Annotated in this window: 17 protein-coding genes, 1 tRNA gene and 1 other RNA gene; 15 read left to right on the plus strand and 4 right to left on the minus strand. The window is 73.4% G+C overall.

From position 1 onward, the window contains the following. Positions 1-53 precede the first annotated feature (53 nt). Positions 54-818, minus strand: a complete 765-nt coding sequence (locus ACGFSC_RS01455; protein ID WP_359905628.1) for a TetR/AcrR family transcriptional regulator — start codon at positions 816-818, stop codon at positions 54-56. 344 nt (positions 819-1,162) lie between these two features. On the opposite strand from ACGFSC_RS01455, the gene ACGFSC_RS01460 reads away from it, so the two are divergent. After that, positions 1,163-2,677: an MFS transporter gene (locus ACGFSC_RS01460; protein WP_359905631.1), complete on the plus strand. Its 1,515-nt coding sequence runs from the start codon at positions 1,163-1,165 to the stop codon at positions 2,675-2,677. A 90-nt stretch (positions 2,678-2,767) separates the two neighbouring features. Further along, the gene (locus ACGFSC_RS01465) at positions 2,768-3,496 is read left to right on the plus strand and encodes a helix-turn-helix transcriptional regulator (protein ID WP_359905633.1); all 729 of its coding nucleotides are present in this window, start codon (positions 2,768-2,770) and stop codon (positions 3,494-3,496) included. A gap of 7 nt (positions 3,497-3,503) precedes the next feature. Here ACGFSC_RS01465 and ACGFSC_RS01470 read toward each other — a convergent pair whose 3' ends face one another. Further along, positions 3,504-3,905 carry a VOC family protein gene (locus ACGFSC_RS01470; RefSeq protein WP_359905636.1) on the minus strand — a complete coding sequence of 134 codons (402 nt, stop codon included), beginning with the start codon at positions 3,903-3,905 and terminating at the stop codon, positions 3,504-3,506. Positions 3,906-4,073: 168 nt separating this feature from the next. On the opposite strand from ACGFSC_RS01470, the gene ACGFSC_RS01475 reads away from it, so the two are divergent. Next, a complete protein-coding gene (locus ACGFSC_RS01475; RefSeq protein ID WP_359905639.1) occupies positions 4,074-4,778 on the plus strand; it encodes a hypothetical protein in 705 nt (234 codons plus the stop codon). Positions 4,779-4,844: 66 nt separating this feature from the next. Here the strand turns inward: ACGFSC_RS01475 and ACGFSC_RS01480 are convergent, their stop codons facing one another. Further along, the gene (locus ACGFSC_RS01480) at positions 4,845-6,764 is read right to left on the minus strand and encodes a serine/threonine-protein kinase (protein WP_359905642.1); all 1,920 of its coding nucleotides are present in this window, start codon (positions 6,762-6,764) and stop codon (positions 4,845-4,847) included. A 660-nt stretch (positions 6,765-7,424) separates the two neighbouring features. Here ACGFSC_RS01480 and ACGFSC_RS01485 point away from each other — a divergent pair. Both ACGFSC_RS01485 and ACGFSC_RS01490 read left to right on the plus strand, forming a co-directional pair. After that, positions 7,425-7,784, plus strand: coding sequence for a hypothetical protein (locus tag ACGFSC_RS01485; RefSeq protein WP_359905645.1), 360 nt, complete (start codon positions 7,425-7,427; stop codon positions 7,782-7,784). After that, the gene (locus ACGFSC_RS01490; protein ID WP_392862115.1) at positions 7,781-9,991 is read left to right on the plus strand and encodes a caspase family protein; all 2,211 of its coding nucleotides are present in this window, start codon (positions 7,781-7,783) and stop codon (positions 9,989-9,991) included. The genes ACGFSC_RS01485 and ACGFSC_RS01490 overlap by 4 nt, the downstream gene beginning before the upstream one ends. 590 nt (positions 9,992-10,581) lie before the next feature. Here ACGFSC_RS01490 and ACGFSC_RS01495 read toward each other — a convergent pair. Continuing rightward, positions 10,582-10,666, minus strand: a tRNA-Ser gene (locus ACGFSC_RS01495). A gap of 110 nt (positions 10,667-10,776) precedes the next feature. Between ACGFSC_RS01495 and ffs the strand changes: the two genes are divergently transcribed. From ffs to ACGFSC_RS01545, 10 genes are all read left to right on the plus strand, one after another. After that, an RNA gene (gene ffs, locus ACGFSC_RS01500) (signal recognition particle sRNA small type) lies at positions 10,777-10,867 on the plus strand. Between the two features lie 70 nt (positions 10,868-10,937). Next, positions 10,938-13,142 (plus strand): DNA polymerase III subunit gamma and tau, encoded by a 2,205-nt coding sequence (locus ACGFSC_RS01505; RefSeq protein ID WP_359905651.1) that lies wholly within the window; start codon positions 10,938-10,940, stop codon positions 13,140-13,142. A 214-nt stretch (positions 13,143-13,356) separates the two neighbouring features. Then, positions 13,357-13,695 carry a YbaB/EbfC family nucleoid-associated protein gene (locus tag ACGFSC_RS01510; RefSeq protein WP_359905653.1) on the plus strand — a complete coding sequence of 113 codons (339 nt, stop codon included), beginning with the start codon at positions 13,357-13,359 and terminating at the stop codon, positions 13,693-13,695. Between the two features lie 297 nt (positions 13,696-13,992). Beyond that, positions 13,993-14,592, plus strand: a complete 600-nt coding sequence (gene recR / locus ACGFSC_RS01515) for a recombination mediator RecR (RefSeq protein WP_316522617.1) — start codon at positions 13,993-13,995, stop codon at positions 14,590-14,592. After that, positions 14,585-15,298, plus strand: coding sequence for a DUF5063 domain-containing protein (locus tag ACGFSC_RS01520; RefSeq protein WP_359905656.1), 714 nt, complete (start codon positions 14,585-14,587; stop codon positions 15,296-15,298). Before recR ends, ACGFSC_RS01520 begins: the two co-directional genes overlap by 8 nt. A 326-nt stretch (positions 15,299-15,624) precedes the next feature. After that, entirely contained in the window at positions 15,625-16,905 is a 1,281-nt protein-coding gene (locus ACGFSC_RS01525; RefSeq protein ID WP_359905659.1) for an aspartate kinase, read from the plus strand. Positions 16,906-16,951: 46 nt separating this feature from the next. Then, the gene (locus tag ACGFSC_RS01530; protein ID WP_359905662.1) at positions 16,952-18,133 is read left to right on the plus strand and encodes an aspartate-semialdehyde dehydrogenase; all 1,182 of its coding nucleotides are present in this window, start codon (positions 16,952-16,954) and stop codon (positions 18,131-18,133) included. Between the two features lie 290 nt (positions 18,134-18,423). Further along, complete coding sequence (locus ACGFSC_RS01535; RefSeq protein WP_359905665.1) at positions 18,424-18,969, plus strand: SigE family RNA polymerase sigma factor; 546 nt, start codon at positions 18,424-18,426, stop codon at positions 18,967-18,969. Then, complete coding sequence (locus ACGFSC_RS01540; RefSeq protein ID WP_359905667.1) at positions 18,962-20,338, plus strand: hypothetical protein; 1,377 nt, start codon at positions 18,962-18,964, stop codon at positions 20,336-20,338. The genes ACGFSC_RS01535 and ACGFSC_RS01540 overlap by 8 nt, the downstream gene beginning before the upstream one ends. Before the next feature lie 156 nt (positions 20,339-20,494). Next, positions 20,495-21,274 (plus strand): SURF1 family protein, encoded by a 780-nt coding sequence (locus ACGFSC_RS01545; protein WP_359905670.1) that lies wholly within the window; start codon positions 20,495-20,497, stop codon positions 21,272-21,274. The last annotated feature ends 23 nt before the right edge of the window (positions 21,275-21,297 follow it).

The following is a 21,297-nucleotide window of genomic DNA, read 5'->3' on the forward strand; positions in this document are numbered from 1 at the left end:
CTCCGGGGAGCGGTCACGGGCGGCCCCGGGCCGGCGCCCCAGGGCCGGCGCCCTCAGGCCCCGTGGCGGGCGGTGCGGGCCGCCTCGATCCCGTCCAGGATGACGTTGACGCCCCGGGCGAAGCTGCTGTCCCGGCCCGCCTCGACCTCGCCCGGAACCTCGGTGGTGTACAGCCGGTGCAGTCGCGGGAACTCCTTGGTGGCCTCGATGACGGTGGGCAGGAGCCGGTTGATCCACTCCTGCTCGTCGTGGCCGCTGCGGGCCAGCGAGCTCACCCAGGAGGCCTCCACGCAGGCGGTTCCGATGGTGTAGCCCATCACGGCGCTCATCGCGTCGTTCGCGTCGCCCATCTCGAAGCCGGCCGTGTCCAGGACGGCCAGCAGGGACTCGGAGATGCGCATCCAGTTGGGGCCGAGGTAGATCATCCCGACGTCGCCGATCACCGAGACCATCCACGGGTAGCGAATGATGGTCGCGCGCATGCTCTCGGCGCACTCCATGACCTTCGCGCGCCAGACCTTCGGGTCCTCGGAGCCCTCGGCCTCCGGCTGGGGGAGGGTACCGAAGACCTGGTCGACGACCAGGGCGAGCAGTTCCTCCTTGTTGGCGACGTGGGTGTAGAGCGAGGTCGCGCCGGCGTTCAGCCGGGCGGCGAGCTTGCGCATGCTCAGCGCGTCGATGCCGTCGGAGTCCAGCAGTGCGAAGGCCTCGGCGACGATCTGCTCGCGGCTGAGGGAGGGCTGCTCCCGCCGTCGTTGGGGGCGGTTCCACGGCAGGGGGATGCCCGGGGTCGTGCCGTCCTCTGATTTGGCCGCCATCGGGCCCTCCTCGCCAGTCGTCGATCGCCGGACCCGGTCCGGTGCGGCGCAGCTTGCCACAGGTCGCTGCGAACAGTGTACGGCCCAGCGAACGGTGTGCGGAGATCGAACGGCGTACGGCATTGCGAACAGTGTGCGGTGTCCGTACAGTGTTCGGAGCGGCGCACACCGTACCCCTGGGGACGGAGGGCGGTGTGCCCGCGACGACTTCCGCGCGGCTCCGGCCGGCCACGGCCACGGCTCGCGCGCTCATTCCGAAGCCCGAAGCCCAAGCCCGAGCCCGGGTTCGCAGCGAGAAGTTCAAACCCGGGTTCGACGCGAGAAGTTCAAAGGGGGAAAACGCCGTGCAACGTCATCCGCAGCGCTGGCTCATTCTGGTCGTGCTCTGTCTCAGCAGCCTGGTGCTGGTGATCGACAACATGGTGCTCACGGTCTCCATCCCGCCGATCGCGGAGGACCTCAAGGCCGGGGCGCAGGACATCCAGTGGATCATCGACTCGTACATCCTGGTCTTCGCCGGCCTGCTGCTCACCTCGGGCAGCCTCTCCGACCGCTTCGGACGGCGGAAGGTGATGATCGTCGGACTCGCGCTGTTCGGCGCGGCCTCACTGGTCGCGGCCTACGCCGGCAGCTCCGGTGAGCTGATCGCCGGGCGCGTCCTGATGGGCGTCGGCGGCGCGCTGGTCATGCCGAGCACGCTCTCCATCCTGATCACCGTCTTCGACGACGAGGAACGCCCGAAGGCGATCGCCGCCTGGACCGCCGTGGCCATGATCGGCCTGGTCGGCGGTCCGGTGCTGGGCGGCGCGCTGATCGCGCACTTCTGGTGGGGCGCGGTCTTCCTGCTCAACGTGCCGATCGCGGCGGTCGCCATCATCGCCGCGGTGCTGCTGATGCCGGAGTCCAAGGGGCCGTGGCGCCGACCCGACCTGCCGGGCATGGTGCTGTCGATGGTCGGCATGACGGCGCTGGTCTGGTCGATCATCGTGCTGCCCCGGGACGGCTTCACCAGCGCGAGCACCCTCGGCGCGCTCCTGCTCGCGGTGGCCTCGCTGACCGGCTTCGCCGTCCGGCAGGTCCGCACCGACTCGCCGATGGTCCCGCTCAACCTGTTCCGCAACCGGGTCTTCACCGGCGCCAGCTTCTCGCTCGTCCTGCTGACCTTCGCCACCGGCGGGCTGATGCTGGTCCTCACCCAGTACCTCCAGTTCGTGCTGGAGTTCTCGCCCACCGACACCGGCCTCGCCTTCATCCCGCTGGCCATCGCCTCGCTGGTGTTCAACGCGCTCGGCGCGGTGCTCGGCAAGAAGGTCCCGGCGCGGGTGCTCACCTCGATCGGCATGCTGATCATCGCGGGCGGCTTCTGGCTGCTGGCCACCCTCTCGGTCGGCGACGGCTTCACCAAGGTCGCCCTGGCCATGCTGGTGCTCGGCGTCGGCTCCGGCCTCGGCATGCCGGCCGCCGCCAACGCGCTCATGGGCGCCATCCCGAGCGAGCACGCCGGCGTCGGCTCCGCGCTCAACGACACCATCCAGCAGTCCGGCGCGGCGCTCGGCGTGGCCATCCTCGGCACCGTGCTCTCCAGCACCTACACCGGTGCGATGCCCGACGCCGCCCCCGCCGCCGCCCGCCACGACATCACCGGCGCGCTCGCGCTGGGCGGCTCCACCGGGGACGGCGGACTGGTCGCGGCCGCCCGGGAGGCGTTCAACACGGCCACCTCCACCACCTTCACGGTGGGCGGCATCGCGGTCGTCGCGGCCGCGGCGCTCACCCTGGTGCTGATGCGCGACGGCCGGAAGACCGCCGACGGGACGGCCGGGGCCCCGACGGAGCCCACGGCCGAGCGGGCCGGCTGACCCCCTCCGGGCCGATGGCCCCGACCGCCCCGCGCGGCCGGGGCCATCGACGCCCGCGCGCTCGCCTCCCGGGACGCGTAGCCTCACGTCATGGACCCGTCCTCCCCGTACCTGGAGCGCGCGTCCCGACTGCCCGGCGCGGTCGTGTGGACGAAGCGGGCCCCCGGCCGTACGGATGCCGGACGCACGGGCGATGCCGTGGCCGGGGCCGTCCTGCCCGACGGCTGCATGGACCTGCTGTGGACGGAAGGCCGGCTGCTGGTCGCCGGACCGGACACCCACGCCTTCCGCCCCGGCCCCGGACTGCGCGGCCCATGGGTCGGCGTGCGCTTCCGCCCCGGTGCCGCCCCCGCCCTGCTCGGCGTCCCCGCCCACGAACTCCGCGACCGCCGCGTCGAGTTGGCCGACCTGCGGCCCGCCGCCGAGGTCCGGCACCTCACCGAACGCGTCGACGCGGCCCCCGACCCGGCCGCCGCACTGGAAGCCCTGGCCCTGCGCCTGGCGGCCGAGGCACCGCCCGAGGACCCGCTGATCCGCGCGGTGGCCGCCTCGCTGGCCGCAGGGCGGTCCGTCGCCGCGACGGCCGGGACGGTCGGCCTCGGCGCGCGCCAACTCCACCGCCGCTCCCTGACCGCCTTCGGCTACGGCCCCAAGACCCTCGCCCGGATCCTGCGCATGCAACGCGCCCTGGCCCTCGCCCGGGACGGCGTCCCACTGGCCGAAACGGCCGCCCGCGCCGGCTACGCGGACCAGGCCCACCTGGCCCGCGACGTACGGGAGTTGACGGGCATGCCGGTCACCGCGCTACTGCTCCCCTAGCCTCCCCCTACAGCGGCGCGAGCAGGTCCACCCCGTTGCCGTCCGGATCGTGCACCACGGCGTACCGCTGCCCCCAGAAGGCGTCCCAGGGCTTCAGCTCCCCGTGGTACCCAGCGCCGGTCAACTCCTCGTACACCGCGTCCACCTGCGCGGGACTCGCGCAGCGGAACGCCAGCGCGGAGCGCGTACCGCCGCTCGGAGGCTGCCACGCGGGATGGAACGACCGGATGGTGGCCTCGGCGTCGAGCACCAGCAACGGCCCGCCCGGCAACGTGCCCTCGACGTGCGGCTCCCCCTCGACCCCTGCCGGAAACTCCACCCCCAACCTCCGGTAGAAGGCGACCGAGGCGGCCATGTCCGAAACGGCCAGGCCGACGAAGGCGAACTGCGGTGCAGATGTGCTGTTCATGCCTGCCACGCTAGACACCCCCGCGCACCCGGTCTTGAACGAATCGGACACCCGGGGCCCGCCCGGGCCGCCCGCCCGGGCCGCCCGCCCGGGCCCGCCCCGAAGCGGCACCGACACCCCGACGCGCTCGCTCCCCGCGCGGGTCGCGGCGCCGGATCAGAATGGGTCATGCCCACACCGGACTCCTCGGGGCCGCCGCCCGAGCACCCATCGCCCGGCACGGCCCCCGCCCGGGCCGGAGAGCGGTGGTGGCCGGTCGTCTCCGCGGTGCTGATCGCCGCCCTGCTGCACGTCCTGCTTCCCGAGACCTATCGGGAGAGTCCCCCGTGGGTGCTGCCGGTGGTCCTGTTCGTCCTGCTCGCCGTGCTGGTCGTCGGTGATCCCGGCCGCATCGACCGCCGCCGGCGGTGGCTGCGCGTGGTCACCGACCTGGTGATCGCGTTCGTGACGCTGGCGAACCTGTTCGCCGCCGGGCGGCTGGTGGCCGACATCCTGACCGGCAACAAGATCTACGCCGACAACGCCACCGGCCTGCTGGCGACCGGCGGCGTGGTCTGGGCGACCAATGTCATCGCCTTCGCGCTCTGGTACTGGGACCTGGACCGGGGCGGGGCGGCCGCACGGGCGTACCGTCCGTTCGCCGACCCCGCGTTCGTCTTCCCGGAGATGCAGCACCCGCGCCACGCACCGCCCGACTGGGTGCCGATCTTCGCGGACTACCTCTCGCTGTCCTTCTGGACGGCCACGGCCTTCAGCCCGACCGACGTCTCCGCGATCCGGAGGTGGGCCAAGGCGCTGATGATGGCCCAGGCCGCCGTCTCACTGATGGTCGGAGCCCTGGTGATCGCCCGCGCGATCAACATCCTCCAGTAGCCCGCGCAGACCCGCGGGCGGTACCCGGGCGGGCCGCCCGGGTACCGGCCGAGGCCGCTGCCGGCCTCAGCCCTTCTTCCGCAGCACCATGAACTGGTCCGGCTTGATCAGGTCCATGCTGTACCGGAGGGTGTTGTCCGGCAGCATCGTGATCGCGGGATAGACCACCCCGTGGTCCTCGTCGGCGAGGCACTTCGTACCGGGGGAGGAGCCGGTCACCCGGTGCGCGTAGGTGATCCGGTTCTCGTTGGCCTGGGAGAGCGTCCACGCGCCCTCGCACCAGGTGCCGGACTGCGGCCTCTCGGTGCGGATCCTGCTCTTCTCCTCGCTCTCCGCCGACTGGACGACGGTGAGGACGACGGTGGTGACCTCCCCGCCGGCGGCCGTGCGTTCGCCGACCCACGTCCCGAGGAACTTCGCGGGGACGACGCCCGGCCCCGAGTCCGAGGGGGGTGCGCCGGGCGAGGGGCTGTCGTCGGCCGGAGCGGAGGCAGCGCCGGTCGGTTCCGGGCCCTTCGGATCCGGGCTCTTCGAAACCGGGGCGGTGGGTGCCGCCCCACCCCCGGTCGGGGCGGTCCGCCCGGCGTTCGATGCGCCGGTGTCCCCGTCGGTCTTCCGTAGTTGTTCGACCATCAGGTACCCGCCGCCCAGCAGCAGTGCGCCGACCAGCACGGCCGTCAGCGCGCCGTACCTCCGTCGGCCGCCTGGCCGCGGCGGGTGCGGCCCGTAGCCCGGCACCGCCGTCGGCGCCGTGAGCGGTGCCGGTGGCACCGGGACCGGTGCCGGGGCCGGGGCCGGCGTCCAGGGCTCGACGGGCGGGACGAGCCCTACGGGCGGTGGGCCGAAACCCGGCGGGGCCGGCATCCCGGCCCCGGCTGCACCAGCCGTACCGGGCACCCCAGCCGTACCGGGAACCGCGTACACACCGCCGCCCGGTACGACCTTCGCGGCCTCGCCCGTTTGCGCCCTCGCCACCTCGGCGACCACCGAGCGCCCGGTGGGATCCGGTGCCGCGACCACCGGCTCCGCACCGGGGGCGGCGGTCCTCTCCTCCGCGGCCGTCCCCTCCCGGGCCTCCCGCTCCCCCTCCAGGTCCAGCAGCTGCACGGCGCTGCGCCCGACCGCCGCCGCCAGGGCCGGCGGCAGCCAGTGGCCCTGCCCCAGCCGGGCGGCGGCCGTGCCGTCGCCGTCCAGCCGTTCCCGGAGCCGTTCGGGCGTCGGGCGGCCGGACGGGTCCTTGGACAGGCAGTCACGGACGATCGAGTGCAGCGGGCCGGGCAGTCCGGAGAGGTCGGGTTCCTCGTGCAGCACCCGGTAGAGCAGGACGGGCGCGCTCACCCCGGAGCCGAACGGCAGCCTGCCGGTCGTCGCGTACGCGAGTACCGCGCCGAGTGAGAAGACGTCGCCGGCCGGCCCGGCGGGCAGCGCGTTGACCTGCTCCGGCGACATGAAGCCCGGCGAGCCGAACACCTGGCCGGACTGGGTGAGCACGGTGGTGGCGTCCAGCGCGCGGGCGATGCCGAAGTCGATCAGCCGGGGGCCGTCCAGGCTGAGCAGCACGTTCGACGGCTTGACGTCCCGGTGCACCAGGCCGAGGCGGTGCACATGGGTGAGCGCCTCGGCGAGACCGACTCCGAGGGTTCGCACGGCCGGCTCGGGCAGCGGCCCGAACTCCCGTACGGCGGCGTTGAGCGCGGGGCCGGCGACGTAGCCGGTGGCCACCCAGGGGCGGTCGCCCTCGGTGTCCGCGTCCAGGACGGGTGCCGTCCACGTGCCGCCGACCCGTCGGGCGGCCGCCACCTCCTGGCGGAACCGGGCCCGGAACTCGGGGTCCCCGGCGAGGTCGTGACGGACCACTTTGACGGCGACGGTCCGCCCGCCCGACGTCCGGCCGAGGTAGACCCGGCCCATCCCGCCCGCCCCGAGCTGCCGCAGCAGCCGGTACTCGCCCACCCGCCGCGGATCGTCCGCTGCCAGCGGCTGCATGCCCACGCTCCCCTCGACGCCGGGCGCGGCCGTCCCCACCCCTCGCGTCCGGAGCAGACGCTATCGGTCCGGGACCACCCGTGGGACGGGATCACGGTCACGGAATCATCATCAGACGATCACACCGCCCCTGGCTTTCACGGCCCACGGCCCCGCGACAGCCAGCCCACCCGTCGCGCCCACCCGTCGCGCCCACCCGTCGCCCCTCTCGGGACCGAGCGCCGCCCAACCGCTGGCCTCCGCCAGGCGGGTGCGGGAGGCGCCTCCGACCGCAACCGGAACGGCAACCGCGAGACGACGAAGGCCCGGACCGCTGAGCGGTCCGGGCCTTCTGCCGGCGGAGGATACGAGATTCGAACTCGTGAGGGGTTGCCCCCAACACGCTTTCCAACTGTTCGTCCGGGCGTTCGGCGGCGGTTGTAGGCGTCCTGGCCTGCGGCGGAGCGATCCACCGGCTGGGCTCTGAACGGCGTTGGACGAGGGTGAATGCAACCAGAACTGCAACCAGGGCGACCTCAGCCACGGGGAGGATCGCTGAACCTGGCTGGACCATTTCGCGCTCTGTCTCTGCGATGGCCGCCGGTTCCGGGTCGCGGGGCCGGGCAGGTGGCAGTGCGGCCGGAGGCCATATGGTGGGGCCCGGCATGAGGGAACGTGTTTATGGGGGCGCTCGTGGATCTGCGGTTGGCTGTGGAGGGCGATGACTCGGTCGAGGGGCTGGCCGAGCTGTCGGACTGGCTGGGCCAGGAGCCTGGGCTTCGTGGTCTGGTGACGCCGGCGGATGCGGTGCCCGGACCGGGGGAGCTGGGGGCGGTGGCTGATGTCCTGGTGGTCGCGCTCGGGGCCGGCGGGGCGGTCAGCGTGCTGGCTGCGTCGTTGCAGGCGTTCCTGGCCCAGCCGCGCCGCTCCGATGTGCGGATCGTGGTCTCGGTAGCCGACGGGCGTCAGGTGGAGGTCGATGCCAAGCGGGTCGACGACGTCGAGGCACTGCTGCGTCAGGTGCTCGGCGAGACGGAGTGAGCGCTCGGGCCGTGGACCCGCAGCGGTCCCGGATCGTCCTGGTCGGTACCCCGGCCTACACCGATCCCGGGCTGCCGGACGTGCCGGTGGTTGCCAACAACGTCACCGACCTGGCCGCGGTGCTCACCGATGCCGAGTTGGGCGGCTTCGACCCGAAGCACTGTGCGGTGGCGCCGTCGACGGCCAGTGTCGAGCAGGTGGGCGATCTGCTGGTGCAGGCCGCCGAGGAGGCCGAGGACCTGCTGCTGTTCTACTACAGCGGACATGGGCTGCTCGGTCCGCGACGGCGGGACCTGTACCTGAGTCTGGCCGGCACTCGACCCGGCCGGCTGGCGTTCACCGCGCTGCCGTTCGACGCGGTGCGGGACGCCTGCCTGGGGAGCCGGGCCGCCAGCCGGGTGGTGATCCTGGACAGCTGTTTCAGCGGGCGAGCCATCGGCGACACGCTGGCCGACGACGCGGTCCTCGGTCAGCTCGAAGTCGCCGGCACTTACACGCTGACCTCAGCCCCGGCCAACCGTACGGCGCTGATCCTGCCCGGGGAGCGGCACACCGCGTTCACCGAGCGCCTGCTGCACCTGTTGCGTACCGGGACTCCAGCCGCCGGGCCACTGCTCAGCCTCGGCGACATCTACCGGCACCTGCACGCCAGACTCCGTTCGGAGGGCCTGCCCGAGCCGCAACAGCGAGGCACCGCGACAGCGGACCTGCTCGGGCTGGCCCGCAACCGCCGGTTCGGCGCAACTGCGGACACGACACTCGGAGCACCGCCTGCGGTGGACCTGGCGAAGCTTCTCGAGGGACTGCACGCCGGACTGGACAGTCGATACCCGCGGCCACGCGCGGCAGCCGTCGAAGAGTTGGCCGACTGGCTGACACTCGGCGGCCCCGGTCGGGTGCAGGCCGCCCGGATCGCACTGGAGAGGGCTGCCGCCAACGGCCTGCCGGTGGTGGCCCAGACAGCACGTGCGGCACTGGGACGCCACTCGTGTTCGCTGCCGGCACCGGACCGCTCGGCAGCAGCCCCCGCGCTCCCTCCAGACCGGCTCGGTGCCGTTCGTCATCACCAGGGCGCTGCTGTGGTGTTGGCCACCGCCGAGCGTGTCGCCGGGAGCATCACCGACGAGTCCTCCAGGGCGCGGGCATTGGCGGGCATCGCGAAGGCGTGGGCGGGTACCGACCCCGACCAGGCCGAACGGGTCGCCGGGAGCATCGCCGACGACTCCCGGAAGACGGAGGCGTTGGCGGGGATTGCGGCGTCGTTGGCGGGTACCGACCCGGATCGGGCCCAGCGGCTGAGTGGCGAGGCCGAGCGGGTCGCCGGGAATATCGGCGACGGGTCCCGGAAGGCGCAGGCGTTGACGGGGATCGCGAGGGCGTTGGCGGGCGTCGACCCGGACCGGGCTGAGCGCGTCGCCGCCGGCATCATCGCCAACGCCAAGAAGGCGCAGGCGTTGGCGGCGATCGCCGGGGCGCTGGCGGGGACCGACCCCGACCGGGCCGAGCGGGTCGCCAGGAGCATCACCGCCGAGTCGATGAAGGCGCAGGCGCTGGCAGGGGTCGCGAGGGCGCTGGCGTGGACCGACCCCGACCGGGCCGAGTGGGTCGCCAGGAGCATCACCGACGACTCCCGGAAGGCGCAGGCATTGGCGGCGATCGTGAGGGCGCTGGCCGGCACCGACCCGGACCGGGTCGAGCGGCTGAGCGGCGAGGCCGAGCGCGTGGCGGGGCGCGTCAGCAGCGAGTCGTACAGGGCGGAGGCGTTGACGGCGATCACGAGGGCGTTGGCGGGCGTCGATCCCGACCGGGCCGAGTGGGTCGCCGGAAGCATCGCCGACGGGCCCCGGAGGCGGGAGGCGTTGGCGGCGGTCGCGAGGGCGTTGGCGGGCGTCGATCCCGACCGGGCGGAGCGGGTCGCCGGGAGCATCACCGACGAGTACCACAAGGCGTGGACGTTGGCGGCGATCGCGGAGTCGTTGGCGGGTACCGACCCGGACCGGGCCGAGCGGCTGAGTGGCGAGGCCGAGCGGGTCGCCGGGAGCATCGCCGACGGGTCCCGGAGGGCGCAGGCGTTGGCGGGGATCGCGAAGCTGTTGGCCGCCACCGACCCCGACGGGGCCGAGCGGGTCGCCGGGAGCATCGCCGACGAGTACCACAGGGCGCAGGCGTTGGTCGGGATCGCGACGGTCTGGATGGGCGGTGATTGATAAGCCGTTGTCTTACCGCACTTGATCGCCGAGTTTCTGCTGGTCGGGCAGGGGTTCCGGTGTCGTGCAGGAGAGTTGACGCGTCGTGTCGTCTCGATCGAGGTGCTCGGGTGCCGTCGGTGGTGGGGCTGCTGGAGGAGCGGGAGTTGGCCGCCCGGCAGCGGATGGAGAGTCTGCGGGAGGAAGCGGACCGGATCCAGGCCGCGCTGTCGGAGGCGGAATTGGACTGGGAGCGGTGGGTGATCGCCCGGAGAGGGTCGATAGGTCCTGGCCGAGCCTGCGGGCACGAGACAAAGGTGACCGGCCTCAGCCGGGGCACGGGCAGCAATCCCCTACGCGCGGGTGAGGTCGGTCTCGGGCTACTCGTGTTCTGTGGCAAGTTCGAGCGTGTTGCCCTTCGAAGGGCATACCGCTGGCTCGGCCGCCACTGGTTGGCTCAGTCCGGAGCCCGAGTGAATCCCAGGCTGCTTGTGCAGGCGAGCGATCGGCGGCGTCGCGAATCGCAACCGAGACCAGAACTGCAACCACATAACGACGAGGGCCCCGACCGCTGAGCGGTCGGGGCCCTCGTCTGCCCTGGCGGGCGGAGGCGGAGGATACGAGATTCGAACTCGTGAGGGGTTGCCCCCAACACGCTTTCCAAGCGTGCGCCCTAGGCCTCTAGGCGAATCCTCCGTGGGAGAGCTTAGTACATGTTTCGGGGTGGTCGCGACCACCTGTCCCGCAGGCGGAGGGATGGGGTGGCCTGTGGATCGTCGGGGCCGGGATCCGGTACTGTGGGGGTCAGCCCCTCGTGTGGCGTCATCTCTCTGAACCCCCCCAGGGCCGGAAGGCAGCAAGGGTAGGAGGGCTCTGGCGGGTGCACGGGGGGTCTTTGCGTTCCCGGGGCCGGGGTGAGGGGTGAGGGGCGACGCGTTTGTCGGTCCGTCCCGATATCGTCGGGGGTGTGTCCCTAGCCCTGTACCGCCGCTACCGCCCCGAGACCTTCGCGGAGGTCATCGGGCAGGAGCACGTGACCGCTCCGCTCCAGCAGGCCCTGCGCAACAACAGGGTCAACCACGCGTACCTGTTCAGCGGGCCGCGTGGGTGTGGAAAGACGACGAGCGCGCGCATCCTGGCCCGTTGCCTCAACTGTGAACAGGGGCCGACGCCGACGCCCTGCGGGGAGTGCCAGTCCTGCCGGGACCTCGCGACCGGCGGGCCCGGGTCGATCGACGTGATCGAGATCGACGCCGCCTCGCACGGTGGTGTGGACGACGCGCGCGAACTGCGCGAGCGGGCGTTCTTCGCGCCGGTGCACAGCCGGTACAAGATCTTCATCCTGGACGAGGCGCACATGGTGACCTCGGCCGGCTTCAACGCGCTGCTCAAGGTCGTCGAGGAGCCGCCGGAGCACCTCAAGTTCATCTTCGCGACCACCGAGCCGGAGAAGGTGATCGGGACGATCCGGTCCCGGACGCACCACTACCCGTTCCGGCTGGTCCCGCCCGGCACGCTGCGCGACTACCTGGCGGAGGTGTGCGGCCGGGAGGGGATCCAGGTCGAGGACACCGTGTTCCCCCTGGTGGTGCGGGCGGGTGCCGGGTCGGTGCGTGACTCGATGTCGGTGATGGACCAGCTGCTGGCCGGGGCCGCCGAGGGCGGCGTCACGTACCAGATGGCCACGTCGCTGCTCGGCTACACCGACTCCGCGCTGCTGGACGAGGTGGTGGACGCCTTCGCCGCGCACGACGGGGCGACGGTGTTCCAGGTGGTCGACCGGGTGGTCGAGGGCGGGCACGACCCGCGTCGCTTCGTGACCGACCTGCTGGAGCGGCTGCGCGACCTGGTGATCCTGGCCACCGTGCCGGACGCCGGGGAGAAGGGGCTGATCGACGCCCCGGCCGACCGGGTCGCGGTGATGCAGGCCCAGGCGGACGCGTTCGGCGCGGCCGAGCTGAGCCGGGCCGCCGACATCGTCAACACCGGGCTGACCGAGATGCGCGGCAACGCGGCGCCCCGGCTGCAGCTGGAGCTGATCTGCGCCCGGGTGATGCTGCCGGGCGCCTACAGCGACGAGCTGTCGCTGCAGGCACGGCTGGACAAGCTGGAGCGACGGGCGGCGGCGGGCGGGTTCGCCGCGACGGTGGCGGCCCCGGTGGGCATGCCGATGACGGCCCCGGCGGCGGTTGCCCCGGCGGCGGCCGCGCCGGTGGGCGAGGTGCCGGTGGCGCCCGCCCCGGCCGCGCCCCAGACGCAGGCCGCTCCCGCCCCGGCCGCGCCCCAGACGCAGGCCGCTCCCGTCCCGGCCGCGCCGCCCGTGCAGGCCGCGCCGCCCGCCGCCCCCGCCGGGTCGGCGCCGGGTGCCTGGCCGATCCCGCGCAGCTTCCCGCCCGCCGGTGGCGCCCCCGCCGCGGCTCCGGCGACGCCCCCCGCGGCGCAGCCGCAGGCGGCCCCGGCCCCGGTCCAGGCGGCTCCCGCTCCCGTGCCCGCTCCGGCCCCCGCCCCGGCGGCGGCTCCCGGCGGGCAGCCGTCGGCGTCCGCGCAGCAGGGCGCCGCGCAGGTGCGGCAGCTGTGGCCGCAGATCCTGGAGGCGGTGAAGAACCGTCGCCGCTTCACCTGGATCCTGCTCAGCCAGAACGGCCAGGTGGCCGGGTTCGACGGCAGCGTGCTCCAGGTGTCCTTCATCAACGCCGGTGCCCGGGACAGCTTCGTCGGCAGCAACAGCGACGACGTGCTGCGCGCCGCGCTGGCCGAGGCGCTGGGTGTGGACTGGCGGATCGAGTGCATCGTCGACCCGTCCGGCGGTGCCGGCGGCCCGGGTGGCGGGGCGCCGAGCGGCGGTGCCCAGGGCGGCGGGGGCTGGGGAGCCCCGGCGCGCCCGGCGGCGGCCGCGCCGTCGATGCCCGCGCCCGCCCCGGCGCCCGTGCAGGCTCCGCCGGTCCAGGCCGCGCCGGCGCCCGTCCAGGCGCCGCCCGTGCAGCCCGCGCCGGTGCAGGCTCCGCCGGTCCAGGCCGCGCCGGCCCGTCCGGTGCGGTCGGTGGCCCCGGAGGACGACATCCCGGAGGCGGACGATCCGGACCTGAAGGAGGACGTGTTCTCCGGGCAGGAGCTGATCATCCGCGAGCTGGGCGCGACGGTGCTGGAGGAGATCCACCACCAGGGCTCCTGAGCCGGGCCCCGGACCCCGCCCGCGTGCAACGGCGCCGTCCCGGGCCTGGGCCCCGGTGCCGACCCCGGGCCTGGGCCCCGGTGCCGACCCCGGGCCGACCCTGAGCCGCCCCGGAGCCGGGCCCCGGTCCGGGCCCCGGAGCGGTGGGCAGCACGTAGGCTCGGCGGTGACGAACGAAGCACCGCAAGACAGCCGTGACAGCAAGGAGACAGCCGTGTTCCCCGGTGGTGGCCAGCCCAACATGCAGCAGCTGCTGAAGCAGGCGCAGAAGATGCAGCAGGATTTCGCCAAGGCCCAGCAGGAGCTGGCCGAGACGAAGGTGAACGGTTCGGCGGGCGGCGGCCTGGTCGAGGCGACGGTGACCGGTGCCGGTGAGCTGGTGGCGCTGACCATCGCCCCGGCGGCCGTGGACCCGGAGGACACCGAGACGCTGGCCGACCTGATCCTGGCGGCCGTCCGGGACGCCAACCAGACCGCGCAGAAGATGCAGGCCGAGCGCATGGGCCCGCTGACCCAGGGCCTGGGCGGCGGCATCCCGGGCCTGCCGTTCTAGCGTCGGCCGTTCTAACGTCGGCTCTACGTTCCAGAAGGTCTGAAGTTCAGACGACAGACCTATGTGATTTATGTGGGAGTCGGGCGTCGGGCGCTGTGTCCGACGCCCGATTCGTTGGATGATGGCACCGGAGCACCACCGGCCGTCCGGTACCACCGGTCGTCCACTACCCGGCCGTCAGGCCACCACCGGCCGCCAGGCCACCACGGACCAGCAGGCCGTCACCGGTCACCACCGGCCGTCACCGGCCACCACCGGGCATACGGCACCATCGACCATCCGAGGGAAGGCGCGACGTTGTACGAGGGCGTGGTTCAGGACCTGATCGACGAACTGGGCAGGCTGCCCGGCGTCGGGCCCAAGAGCGCCCAGCGGATCGCCTTCCACGTGTTGCAGGCCGACCCGACCGACGTGCGCCGGCTGGCCCACGCGCTGCTGGAGGTCAAGGACAAGGTCCGCTTCTGCGCGGTCTGCGGCAACGTCGCGGAGGCCGAGCAGTGCCGGGTCTGCCTGGACCCGCGCCGCGACCTCGCCGTCATCTGCGTGGTCGAGGAGTCCAAGGACGTCGTCGCCATCGAGCGCACCCGCGAGTTCCGCGGCCGCTACCACGTGCTGGGCGGCGCGATCAGCCCCATCGAGGGCGTCGGCCCGGACGACCTGCGCATCCGCGAACTGCTGTCGCGCCTCGCGGACGGCACGGTCACCGAGCTGATCCTGGCCACCGACCCCAACCTGGAGGGGGAGGCGACCGCCACCTACCTGGCCCGGCTCTGCAAGCCGATGGGCCTGAAGGTGACCCGTCTGGCGAGCGGCCTGCCCGTCGGCGGGGATCTGGAGTACGCGGACGAGGTCACCCTCGGTCGCGCCTTCGAAGGGAGACGACTGCTCGATGTCTGACCGGACGATCAACCAGCAGCCCCACACCCCCCACCAGCAGTCCCACGGGGAACCGGGGGCGCACGCCCCGCACATCCACGGTCACGGCTCGGAGCCGGACGACTTCGCCGTGCAGATCGCCGACTCGGTGGAGAGCTTCGTGCTCGCCGTCACCGAGGTCGCCAAGGGCGACGAGCCCGGCAGCGCGGTCTCGCTGCTGCTCCTGGAGGTCTCGCAGCTGCTGCTGGCCGGCGGCCGGCTGGGTGCGATCGAGGACGTCGTCCCGGAGGACCGCTTCGAGCCCGACGCCGGTCCCGAGCCGGACGGCGAGCAGCTGCGCGAGCGCCTCGCCGAGCTGCTCGCGCCGATCGACGTCTACCACGAGGTCTTCGACCCGTACGGCCCGCCGGAGAAGCCCAACGCCTTCCGGATCTCGGACGACCTGGCCGGCGTGGTCAGCGAGCTCCAGCACGGGCTGACCCACTACCGCGAGGGCCGGATCAGCGAGGCGCTGTGGTGGTGGCAGTTCTCGTACCTCTCCAACTGGGGCACGACCTGCACGGCGGTGCTGCGGGCCCTGCAGTCGCTGATCGCCCACGTCCGGCTGGACAGCCCGCTCGGCGCGGTGCCGGACGGCGCGGACACCGACGACGACGGGCTCACCGACGAGCAGCTCGAACAGCAGGCGGGCGACCTGATGGCGGCCGAGCTCGGCCTCGGGCGTTAGGCGGTCGGCGGCAGCCGGTGGGCGGTATTCCGCGACGGCCCTCTCGGATTGTGACGAATGCCTCAGCGTCCCGGCCGGAAAAGAAATCCGGCCGGATCGCCGTCCCCCGATCCGGCGATTCTTCGGAGCCGTACCGAATCGCCCGCAGACCTGACGGCGGAGCCACCCGCACGGCCGCTCACGTGCTGAAACTACCGTCTCACCATATGGAAAGCGCCGGTCGGAGCACCCCTGCTCGGTAGACTGACGACGACCGCACCCCCCTCTTCCCAGGGGGGTACGGGGGCCCGGAGCCCCCGGAAAAGACTTCGAGTCGAGGAGCGCACGTGGGCCTTGTCGTGCAGAAGTACGGCGGCTCATCCGTTGCGGATGCCGAAGGCATCAAGCGCGTGGCCCGCCGGATCGTTGACACCAAGAAGGCCGGCCATGAGGTCGTCGTCGTGGTGTCCGCGATGGGCGACACGACGGACGAGCTCATCGAACTCGCGGAGCAGGTGTCACCGCTGCCTGCCGGCCGTGAGTTCGACATGCTGCTGACCGCTGGAGAGCGCATCTCCATGGCGCTGCTGGCCATGGCGATCAAATCCCTGGGGCACGAGGCACAGTCCTTCACGGGCAGCCAGGCCGGTGTCATCACCGACTCCGTCCACAACAAGGCGCGCATCATCGACGTGACGCCCGGCCGCATCCGCACCGCCCTGGACGAGGGCAACATCGCGATCGTGGCCGGTTTCCAGGGCGTCTCCCAGACCAGCAAGGACATCACCACGCTGGGCCGGGGCGGCTCGGACACCACCGCCGTGGCGCTCGCCGCCGCGCTCAGCGCCGAGGTCTGCGAGATCTACACCGACGTGGACGGCGTGTTCACCGCCGACCCGCGCGTGGTGAAGAAGGCCCGCAAGATCGACTGGATCGCCTACGAGGACATGCTGGAGCTGGCCTCGTCGGGTTCCAAGGTGCTGCTCGATCGGTGTGTCGAGTACGCCCGTCGCTACAACATCCCGATTCACGTACGCTCGTCCTTCTCGGGTCTTCCCGGGACGATCGTCAGCAACGACAACCCGAACAAGCCCGAAGGGGGCGAGATGGAGCAGGCCATCATCTCCGGAGTCGCCCACGACACCTCCGAGGCCAAGGTCACCGTCGTCGGCGTGCCCGACAAGCCGGGCGAGGCGGCGCGCATCTTCCGCGCCATCGCCGACGCCGAGGTCAACATCGACATGGTGGTGCAGAACGTCTCCGCCGCGTCGACCGGCCTGACCGACATCTCCTTCACCCTGCCCAAGACCGAGGGCCAGAAGGCCATCGACGCGCTGGGCCGGGTCAAGGCGGGCATCGGCTACGAGTCGCTGCGCTACGACGACGCGATCGGCAAGATCTCGCTGGTCGGCGCCGGCATGCGCTCCAACCCGGGCGTCACGGCGACCTTCTTCGAGGCGCTGTCCGCCGCGGGCGTCAACATCGAGCTGATCTCCACCTCGGAGATCCGCATCTCGGTGGTCACCCGTGCCGACGACGTGCCGGAGGCCGTCCGCGCCGTCCACAGCGCCTTCGGCCTGGACAGCGAGAGCGACGAGGCCGTCGTCTACGGCGGCACCGGGCGATGACCCGGACGCGGGGCCGGGCCACCGGGTCCTGCCGGGGCGCCGGGCGATGACCCGGCGTCCGAACCTCGCCGTCGTCGGCGCCACCGGCGCGGTCGGCGAGGCGCTGCTCGGGCTGCTCTCCCTCCGCCAGGACGTCTGGGGCGAGATCCGACTCGTCGCATCCCCGCGCTCGGCCGGCCGCAAGGCGGTGGTGCGCGGGGAGGCCGTCGAGGTCGTCCCGCTGGCCGAGGAGGCCTTCGCGGGCATCGACGTGGCGGTGTTCGCCGTCCCCGACCCGGTCTCGGCGCAGTGGGCGCCGATCGCGGCGGCCAAGGGCGTCGTGGTGATCGACGGCTCGGCCGTCTTCCGCACCGCCGAGGACGTGCCGCTGGTCGTCCCGGAGGTCAACGCGGCCGCGCTGCGGATCCGCCCGCGCGGCATCGTCGCCAGTCCGGCCGCTACCGCCCTCGCGATGATCGCCGCGGTGGGGGCGCTGCACGCCGAGTACGGGCTGGCGCAGCTCGTGGTCGCCTCCTACCAGGCCGCCGACGGCGAGGGCCGCGACGGCGAGGCGGCGCTGCGCGCGCAGACCGGGCTGGTGGCGGGTGCCGCCGTCGGCCGGCAGACCGGTGACCTGCGCGCGCTGATCGCCGATCAGGGGCCGTTCGCCGCCCCGCTGGTGCTCAACGCGGTGCCCTGGACCGGCGGGCTGCGCGAGGGCGGCTGGTCCGCCCAGGAGACGGGCATCCGCGACGAGTCCCGCAAGGTCCTCGGCCTGCCCGCCCTGAAGGTCTCGGCGACCTGCGTCCACATCCCGGTCGTCCGCACCCACGCGCTGGCCGTGCACGCGCGGTTCGAACGCGAGGTCACCCAGGAGCACGCGCAGGACATCCTGCGGGACGCGCCCGGCGTGGTGCTCTACGACGACCCGGCGGCCGGCGAGTTCCCCACGCCGAACGACGTGGTCGGGACGGACCCGGTCTGGGTCGGGAGGGTCCGGCGGGCGCTGGACGAGCCGGACGCGCTGGACCTCTTCCTCTGCGGGGACAACCTGCGCAAGGGGTCGGCGCTCAACCTGGTGCAGCTGGCCGAGCTGGTGGCGGCGGAGCTGACGGCGGGCGAGCCGGTGGACGCGGAGTTGGACGTGGAGCCGGACGCGGCGGCGACGGCTGAGCCGACGGGGCCGACGGGGCCGACGGGGCCGACGGGGCCGACGGGGGCGACGGGGCCGGAGAAGCCGGAGTACTAGGTCCCGGGGCCCTCGCGCGTTCCGAAGTGCCCGCTTGTGTCCACAGCTGTGTCCATACCTGTGTTCGCTCCTCGACACAATCTGTCCGGAATCCCGGGGGAATCCCCTGGAGGCCTCTTCCGCCGATGCGGAAGAATGGGCCCCGAGCCGGGCAACCATGACAGGGGATCGAGTGTCCAACGTGCGTGGCGAACGTGATGGTGGGGGCAAGGGCGGGCATCCCGGCGAGAGCCGCGGTGCCCTTCCCGTCGCGCGCCCCGTGGCCTGCGAGTAGGCCGGAAGAAGACCAGATGACGGCGGCCGCACGCGGTGCGGCGGACTCCGGCGCCGGTACCGACGCGGGTACCAGCGAGGACCTGCTCACCGAGACCTACCAGGCGCACTACCGCTCGTTGCTGCGGCTCGCGGCACTGCTCCTGGACGACCTCTCCACGTGCGAGGACGTCGTCCAGGAGGCGTTCATCCGGGTGCACGCCGCCCGGCGAAGGGTGCGCGAGCCCGAGAAGACCCTGGCCTACCTGCGGCAGACGGTCGTCAACCTGTCCCGGTCCACGCTGCGCCGCCGCATCCTCGGGCTGCGACTGCTGCCGAAGCCCATGCCTGACATGGCCAGTGCAGAAGAAGGTGCCTACGATGCCCTGGAGCGCGACCAGTTGAAGGCCGCGCTGCGTGGTCTGCAACGCCGTCAGCGGGAGGTTCTGGTGCTGCGTTACTTCGTGGACATGACGGAGGCGCAGGTCGCCGAGACCCTGGGCATCTCGCTCGGCTCGGTGAAGGCCTACGGCTCCCGCGGACTCGCCGCCCTCCGCGTCCAGATGGAGGCCGGACATGGCTGAGGCGGACGACGGCCGTCGGCGACCGGTCGACGGGGCGTCCGAGCCGAACGTGCCCGAGCCGACGGCGCCCGAGCAGCACGCGCCCGAGCCGACGGCGCCCGAGCCGAACGCGTCCGAGCCGACGGCGCCCGAGTCGAAGTCGCCGGGTGCGCGCGCACCGAGTCCGGACGCACCGAGTCCGCACGCGTCCAGTCCGAACGCGGCCGGGAAGCCCGGTGCGAACGGCCCCGCGGGTGAGGTCCCGGAGCTCCTGGACCTGTCCGCCGACGAACGGGCGCTGCGCGAGCGGCTGCACGGCGCCGTCTCCGGCATCCAGCCCGCCGTGGGCGGGCTGCCGCGGATCCGGCGGGCCGTGCCCCGCCGCCGGGCCGCCCGGCGCGGCGCCTGGACCGGGGCGGCCGCACTCGCCTTCGCCGTCGCGATCGGCCTGCCCGTCCTGCACGAGGGGGAGCACCTCGGGCTCTCCGGCGGTCCCGGCTCGGCCGACGCCAAGAGCCCGGCCGCCGCGTCCCCCAGCGGTGCCGCCGGTACCGCCGGCGGCACCGGGGCGGCCACGCAGACGGGCGCGGGCGGCACCGGCGCCGCCACCTCGCCGACCGGTACGGCCGCGGCCCCGCATACCCCCGGCGGCGGGCTGATGCAAACCGACGGCGGCGTCGCGCCCTCCGGGACCTCCGGGGCCGGCGACGGCGGCATCGTCCCGCTCTGCACCCGGACGGACCTCGGCGAAGGCGTCGCGCAGGTCGGCACGGCCGACGGCGACGGGCGGATCTACGGCTCGTTCACCGTCTACAACGTCTCCGTGCGCAGCTGCCGGCTCGGCGGGCCGGGCTCGGTGGCGGTCACCGCCGTCAGCGGCGGCGACCGCGGCCGCATCCGCACCGCCGACCACGCGCCGGGCGACCCGGCGGCCGGCCTGCCCGCGATGGACGGGGAGCCCCCGGTGCTCGCGCCGCGGGCCGGGTACCGGGTGCCGTTCGCCTGGGTCCCCGACCGGACCTGTACCGGCTCCGGCACCCTGACCACCCCGTCGAGCGGCGTCAACCAGGCGGCCCTGCGCTCGGACGTCCCGGCCATCGAGCCCGGCGCCCCGGCCTCCGTCCCCTCCAGCGAGCCCAGCGCCAACCCGCCGGCCTCCTCGTCCCCGTCGGCGGGCCCCAGCACGGCTCCCAGCCCGACCCCGACCCCGACCGGCGGTCCGACCGCCGCACCGTCCACCGTGACCATCGCCCACACTCCCGCCCCCGGCAGTCCGGCGGCCGCCACGGCGACCCTGCCCGTGGCGTGCAGCGGCACCGTCTACCGCGGCGGCGTCCAGAACCTGGGCGGTTCGGTGCCGCAGCCGTCGGGCTCGCCGACGGCGGGGTGACCGCGGGCGGCGGCGACGCGGTGACGCCGGACAGCGGTGACGACGGGCGGCCGCGACGCCGGACAGCGGTGACGACGGGCGGCCGCGGCGGGCCGGCGGCCGCCGTGGCCGGGGCCCGGGGGCCGGGCGGGTGTGAGGAATGGTTACCGTGGGGGTGTGTACCGGTTCCTCCTGACTTCGCGCTGGCTCGGCGGCACCGTCGTGGCCGTGGCCGCCGTGGCGGTGTGCCTGTGGCTGGGCTCCTGGCAGCTCGGCCGGTTCGAGGACCGGGTGTCCACGCACCAGGAGACCAAGCAGGCGGTCACCGCTTCGAGTGATGCCCGGCCGATCGACGCGCTGCTCAACCAGGCGACTCCGCAGGTGAGCACGGAGACCGTCGGCAGGACGGTCACGGTGACCGGCACCTACGACAGCGAGCACCAACTGCTCGTCCCCAACCGGGTGGTGGACGGCAAGCAGGGTTACTACGTGCTCACCCCGCTGCGCACCGCCGACGGTCACGCCGTCGCCGTGGTGCGCGGCTGGGCGGGCGGGGACCCGGCCGCCGCCGGACCGCCGCCGGGCGGAGACGTGACGGTGACCGGGCGCCTGCAGGCCAACGAGGCCGTGGGCAGCAACGGCGCGGTGGCGGGCGGTCTGCCGACCGGGCAGCTCGGCATGATCAACCGGGCGTCGCTGCTGAACGTGCTGGAGTACGACGGCTGGTACGACGGCTGGGTGGCCGCCGACGACGCGCCCGCCGGACTGGCCCCGGTACCGACCGTGCAGCCGCAGGGCGGCGACGGGCTCACCCTGCGCGCGTTCCAGAACCTGGGCTACACCCTGGAGTGGTTCGTCTTCGCCGGGTTCGTCGTCTTCATGTGGTTCCGCCTGGTGCGCCGCGAGGCGGAGGCGGAGCAGGACCGGGCCCTCGGGCTGGACCCGGTCCTGGACTGACCGGCGCGTCCTGCTCCGACCCC

Source organism: Kitasatospora sp. NPDC048715, assembly GCF_043198905.1.
In the GTDB taxonomy this organism is placed as follows: Bacteria; Actinomycetota; Actinomycetes; order Streptomycetales; family Streptomycetaceae; genus Kitasatospora; species Kitasatospora lactacystinica.